6 protein-coding genes are annotated in these 5,307 nt (G+C 71.1%); all 6 read left to right on the forward strand.

The annotated features are described in order from the left end of the window. A partial coding sequence (locus HYV93_05380) for an amidohydrolase family protein (protein ID MBI2525396.1) occupies nt 1-757 on the forward strand: 757 nt, incomplete at its 5' end. After that, a complete protein-coding gene (locus tag HYV93_05385) occupies nt 754-1,749 on the forward strand; it encodes a hypothetical protein (protein MBI2525397.1) in 996 nt (331 codons plus the stop codon). The genes HYV93_05380 and HYV93_05385, both read left to right, overlap by 4 nt. A gap of 172 nt (nt 1,750-1,921) precedes the next feature. After that, nucleotides 1,922-2,689, forward strand: coding sequence for an IclR family transcriptional regulator (locus tag HYV93_05390; protein MBI2525398.1), 768 nt, complete (start codon nt 1,922-1,924; stop codon nt 2,687-2,689). Nucleotides 2,690-2,754: 65 nt separating this feature from the next. Further along, complete coding sequence (locus HYV93_05395) at nt 2,755-3,912, forward strand: saccharopine dehydrogenase NADP-binding domain-containing protein (protein MBI2525399.1); 1,158 nt, start codon at nt 2,755-2,757, stop codon at nt 3,910-3,912. A gap of 13 nt (nt 3,913-3,925) precedes the next feature. Beyond that, entirely contained in the window at nt 3,926-4,879 is a 954-nt protein-coding gene (locus HYV93_05400; protein MBI2525400.1) for an LLM class flavin-dependent oxidoreductase, read from the forward strand. Between the two features lie 81 nt (nt 4,880-4,960). After that, nucleotides 4,961-5,307, forward strand: a 347-nt coding sequence (locus HYV93_05405; GenBank protein MBI2525401.1) for a hypothetical protein, incomplete at its 3' end; no start/stop codon positions are given.

Genomic DNA, 5,307 nt, shown 5'->3' on the forward strand with positions numbered 1-5,307 from the left:
CGTCGACGCCATGCGGCGGGAGGTGCGGTCGCACGTCAAGCGCGGCGCCGACAGCATCAAGCTCATGCTGTCGCCGGGCGTGGCGACCAAGGGCGCCAACGTCAACAGCGAGCAGTTCAGCCTCGAGGAGGTCCAGGCCGCGGTCTACGAGGCCCACAAGGTGGGACGCCCCGTGCAGACGCACGCCGTCGGCATCGGCGGCATCCGGAACGGGGTCGCGGCGGGCGTGGACTCCATCGACCACGGTCACTACCTCGACGAGGAGCAAGCCCTGCAGATGAAGGCGAAGGGCATCTACCTCGTGCCCACGTTCGGCCCCGTCCACTACTACGTCTCGAAGCGCGAGGCGGAGCCGTGGCGGATCGCCCGGGCCGAGCAGGTGGAGCCGCTTCACGCCACGTCCTTCCGGATGGCGCTCGACATCGGGGTGCCCATCGCGATGGGCTGCGACTGCGGCGCCCAGTCCCGCATGCCGAACGGCTCGAACGCACTGGAGCTGGAGCTGATGGTCAAGTACGGGATGACGCCGATGGCCGCGCTGGTCGCTGCCACGCGGGAGGCGGCCCGACTGCTGCGGATCATCGACAGCGTCGGGACGCTGGAGCCCGGCAAGGCCGCCGACCTGCTCGTGGTCGAGCGCAACCCCGTGGACGACATCTGCGTCATGCAGACGGCGGTGAAGATGGTCGTGCAGGGCGGCGTCGTGCGCCGCGACGACCTCGGGCTGGCCGGCGCCGGCACGGGCGCCGGGGCATGAGCAACCCCGACCTCTATCGCACGGCGACGCTCGTCGTCCGCCACGCCCTCGACGTCAAGCCGGGTGAAGCCGTCGCGGTCGTCACGGATCCCGGCCGCTCGCCGCGCATCGCTGGGGCCTTCATGGCGGCGCTGCGCGCCGCCGGCGCCGAGGCGGTGCTGCTCACCATGTTCGTCCGCGAGGGCCGCAAGGAGCCGCCGGAGGCCGTCCGGGCCGCCCTCGAGCGCGTGACCGCGATCATCACGCCGACGACGGTCTCCATGACCTACAGCGACACGCTGCTCGAGGCCCGGCGGCGGGGCGCGCGGGTCATGACGATGCCGCTCATCACCGAGGCGATCTTCGGCCGCGCCGGCGCCGTGGATCCCGACGAGATCGTCACGCTCACCCGGGCCCTGGCCCGGCGGCTCGCCGAGGCGCGCACCCTCCATCTGACCTCCCCGCTCGGCACCGACCTGCGCGTCAGCCTCGGCGGCCACCCCCCCGAGCTGATCGACGGCATCTGCCGGAACCCCGGGGATTACGACCAGGTCCCCTCGGGGGTGGCCAGCGTGCTGGCCGCGGAGACCGAGGGAGTCCTGGTGGCCGACGCCTCGGTGAGCCAGGTGGGGACGCCGGCGGCGCCGATCCGCTTCGAAGTGACCGCCAGCCGGATCACCGCCATCGAGGGAGGGGCCGAGGCGCGGCTGCTCCGGCGGATCCTCGAGGAGGCCGACGACCCGAACGTCTTCCACTGCGCGGCGGAGATCGGCATCGGCTGCAACCGCTGGGCCCGGCACCTGCCGTCGAGCGAATTCAGCATGGAGGGCGTCCGCGCGCACGGCTGGGTGCACGTGGGCTTCGGAGATGACCACACGCTGCCCGGCGGGACGGTCCACGCCAGGATGCACAACGACGCGCTCCTGAGCGACTGTCGGCTGATGGCGGACGGCGTCGTGCTGGCCGACGGCGGCCGGCTCGTCGTCGACAGCCTCGAGCTGCCGCGCGCCTGATTCCCACCGACGCCGGACGCCTCGTGGCGGGGCCTCGCTGCAGTCGTCGGCGCACAGCCACGCGACGGCGCTGGCCACCGGCGCCTTGACAATCCCGCCGTCTTCCCGTATTCAATTGGCATTCACGATGCTAAACGCTGTGCAGATACCTGAACCAGGCGGGGCCTGAGCCGTGGTGCGCTCCATCGAGCGCGGCATCGACGTCCTGAACCTGCTCGTCCCGCCCGGGCGGGCCATGACGCTCAGTCAGCTCAGCCGGGAGCTTGGCGCGCCGAAGAGCACCGTGCTCACCATCGTGCGCACGCTCGCCGGGCGGGGCTTCCTCGCCTACGACGCCGAGCCCCGGACGTACCGGCTGGGTCCCGCCCTCACGCGGTTCGGCGCAAACGCGCAGGCCATCGACCTGAGTGCCCTCGCCAAGCCCCACCTGGAGGCGCTGGCCGCCGGGACGAGGGAAACGGCGTTCCTCGCCGTCGTGGATGGGGGCGAGGTCTTCTACACCTGCAAGATCGACAGCCCGCAGCCCGTGCAGTACCTGGCCCAGGTGGGCGTACGGCGCCCGCTGCACTGCACCGCGAGCGGGAAGATCGGCCTGGCCTACATGCCGGAGATGGACGTGCGCGCCTACATCGCGCGCACTCGGCTCCGGCGCTACACCGCCAACACCATCACGAAGCCGGCGCGGCTCCGCGCCGAGCTGGCGGCCATCCGCCGGCGCGGGTACGCCGTCAACCGTGGGGAGTTCTTCCCCGAGCTCTTCGGCATCGGGGCGCCCGTTCGCGATCCCGCCGGCGCGGTGATCGCCTCTGCGAACCTCGGCGGTCCGCTGTTCCGCCTGAACCGGCAGACGAGCGCGTTCGCGCGCGCCGTGGTCGCCGCCGCCAACGCCATCTCCGCCGAAGTCCGGCGGGTGGGAGGGCACGTCCACATCTCCGACTGAGGGGCCGGCGTGCTGGCCGCCGTCCGGGCTTCGATCCTCTCTTCCCCCGGCCAGGGGAGGCGCACATGCGTTATCTCGTTCTCGGAGGCGCGGGGTTCATCGGTCACGAGGTGGTGCACGATCTCATCCGCTCGTCGAAGTTCGAGCGCCTCGTCGTGGCGGACCTCGACGGGGCGCGGGCGGACGCGCTCGTGGCCAGCGCGAAGGACCGCCGCGTGACGGGCGCGCGGGTCGACGTGGCCGACGCCACCGCCCTCGATCGGCTCGCCCGCGACTGCGACGTGATTGTCAACTGTACTCCCGGCCACCAGAACGTGGAGATCCTCAAGTCCGCCGTGCGGGCGCGCGTCAACTATCTCGACATCGTGGGCAGCATGATGGCCGAGGAGCGGCTCGCCCTGGACGGTGAGGCCAGGGCGGCCGGCACCACCGCCGTGATCGCCATGGGCTGCAGCCCGGGGCTCACCAATGTGCTTGCCGCGTACGGCGTCAGGCTCCTCGACCGCGCGGACGAGGTCCACATCGAGTATGCGAGCTTCCGGCCCTTCAACCCGTCGCCCGGGTTCCTCGACACCGCGCTGCGTCAGTACACGCCGCACGTGAAGTGCCCGGTGTTCACGCGGGGCGCCCTCACCTACGTGCCCGCGTTCAGCGGACTCAAGACCGTCGGCTTCCCGCCTCCCATCGGCGACGTGGATCTCTATTTCCCGCCCCATTCCGAGGTGGTCACGCTCTCGCGGTTCATCCCTGGTCTCAGGGAGGTCACCGTCCGCGGCTCCTACCACCCGGAAGTGATGCGCGCCCTCCGCGTTTTCCACGACCTCGGCCTCATGGACGAGACGCCGACGCCCATCGAGGGTCGCACGGCCACGCCGCGCGCGCTGCTCCAGGCCATCCTCGCGCGCAAGCCACTCCACTTTGGTGGCATCACCGCCTACTGTCTGCATGTCAGCGTGACGGGGCTCCGCGACGGCTGTCCGACCACGCACCGCTTCACGATCAGCCACCCGGCAGATACGGCGTGGAGCGACCTGCCGCAGCGGACGATGACTGCGCTCTGCACCTCCGTGGGGGCCCAGCTCCTGGCCTCCGCGGCGGACTTGCCGCGGGGGGTGCTGGCCCCCGAGGCGTGCCTCGATCCGGTGCCGTTCATCGAGGGTGTGGCCGCGCGCGGCATCATCGTGGACCGGCGGACCGAGCAGCGCCAGAGCTGGGGGCGCTGAGGCACCCGCCGGCATGAGATTCGGCCTCGTCCTCTCCACCATGTACCCGCTGGCCGGTCCGGCCGGCGGCCACCTCGAGGAGTGGCTCGGTGCGCTCCGCCGCGCGCGGGAGCACGCCTTCGACGCGGTCTTCGTGGGGCAGCACTACCTCCACGACGACCTCCAGATGTTCCAGCCGCTCCCGATCCTCGCGCGGGCGTGTGCGGAGCGCGGCCACCTGCGCGTCGGCAGCGCCATCCTGCTCTTGCCGCTCATGCACCCGGTGGACGTCGCCGAGCAGCTCGCCACGCTCGACGTCGTCGCGGACGGGCACCTCATCGCCGGCGTGGGGATGGGCTACCGCGAGGTGGAGTTCAAGAACTTCGGGATCGACAGACGCCACCGCGTGGAGCGCTTCGTGGAGGCCCTCGAGTGCATCCGCCGGCTGTGGACCGAGGAGCATGTCGATCACGCTGGCCGGCACTTCATGCTCCGCCACGCCGGCATCAACCCGAAGCCCCTGCAGCGTCCCCATCCGCCGCTGTGGATCGCCGCGCACGGCGACGCCGCCGTGCGCCGCGCCGCGACGCTCGGCGAGGCGTGGCTCATGAGCCCACATTCGGCGCTCGGCACGCTGGCGACCCAAGTGGAGATCTACCGCGAGGCCCGCCGCGCCGCCGGCCTCACGGGCGGGCTCTGGCCGCTCGAGCGGGAGACGCACATCGCCGCGACCATGGCGAAGGCGCACGCCGAGGCGCGGCCCTCGCTCGAGGAGAAGTACCAGGGCTACGTTCGGTGGGGGCAGGAAAAGGAGATGCCAGCAGGCGACCGGCTCGATCTGGGGTTCGAGGAAGCGGTTCCTCATCGGCGACCCCGATCACTGCATCGCGCAGATCGAGGGGTACCGGAAACGGCTCGGGATCGAGTACATGATCTTTCACATTCGCCGGCCGGGGATGTCCCAGCAGACCGTCCTCGAGCAGATTGACCTCTTGGGCCGCGAAGTGCTTCCCCATTTCCTCGGCGGGCCGTCGCGGTGAGCGGCCCACGCCGTCAGAAGGAGGCAGTCATGCTGAGACATGCCACGATCGTCATCCTGCTGCTCGTTGCGGGCGTCGCGCCCGCCCATTCCCAGGACAAGCCGGTGAAGCTGACGCTGGCGGCGGGAGGGTCGGCCGGGTCCTGGTACATCGGCGGCGCCGTCATGTCCGAGATCGTCCGCGAGGCGTTCCCGGCCATCAACGTCACGCCGGTGCCGGGCGGCGGTGTGGCGAACATGCGGACCATCCAGAAGGGAGAGGCCGACATCGCCTTCGCATTCTGGTCCACCGCCGTCGAGGCGGCCCGGGGTGACGAGCCCTTCAAGACCCCGCACGGGAAGATCCGGGCGGTCATCTCGCTGTTCCCGCTCTATCT

It is taken from the genome of Candidatus Rokuibacteriota bacterium (assembly GCA_016188005.1).
Classification (GTDB): domain Bacteria; phylum Methylomirabilota; class Methylomirabilia; order Rokubacteriales; family CSP1-6; genus UBA12499.

Bases quoted from the DNA above. Each gene is read 5' to 3' on its own strand.
- HYV93_05385 (MBI2525397.1), top strand. From the start codon at position 754: ATGAGCAACCCCGACCTCTATCGCACGGCGACGCTCGTCGTCCGCCAC.
- HYV93_05395 (MBI2525399.1), top strand. From the start codon at position 2,755: ATGCGTTATCTCGTTCTCGGAGGCGCGGGGTTCATCGGTCACGAGGTG.
- HYV93_05400 (MBI2525400.1), top strand. From the start codon at position 3,926: ATGAGATTCGGCCTCGTCCTCTCCACCATGTACCCGCTGGCCGGTCCG.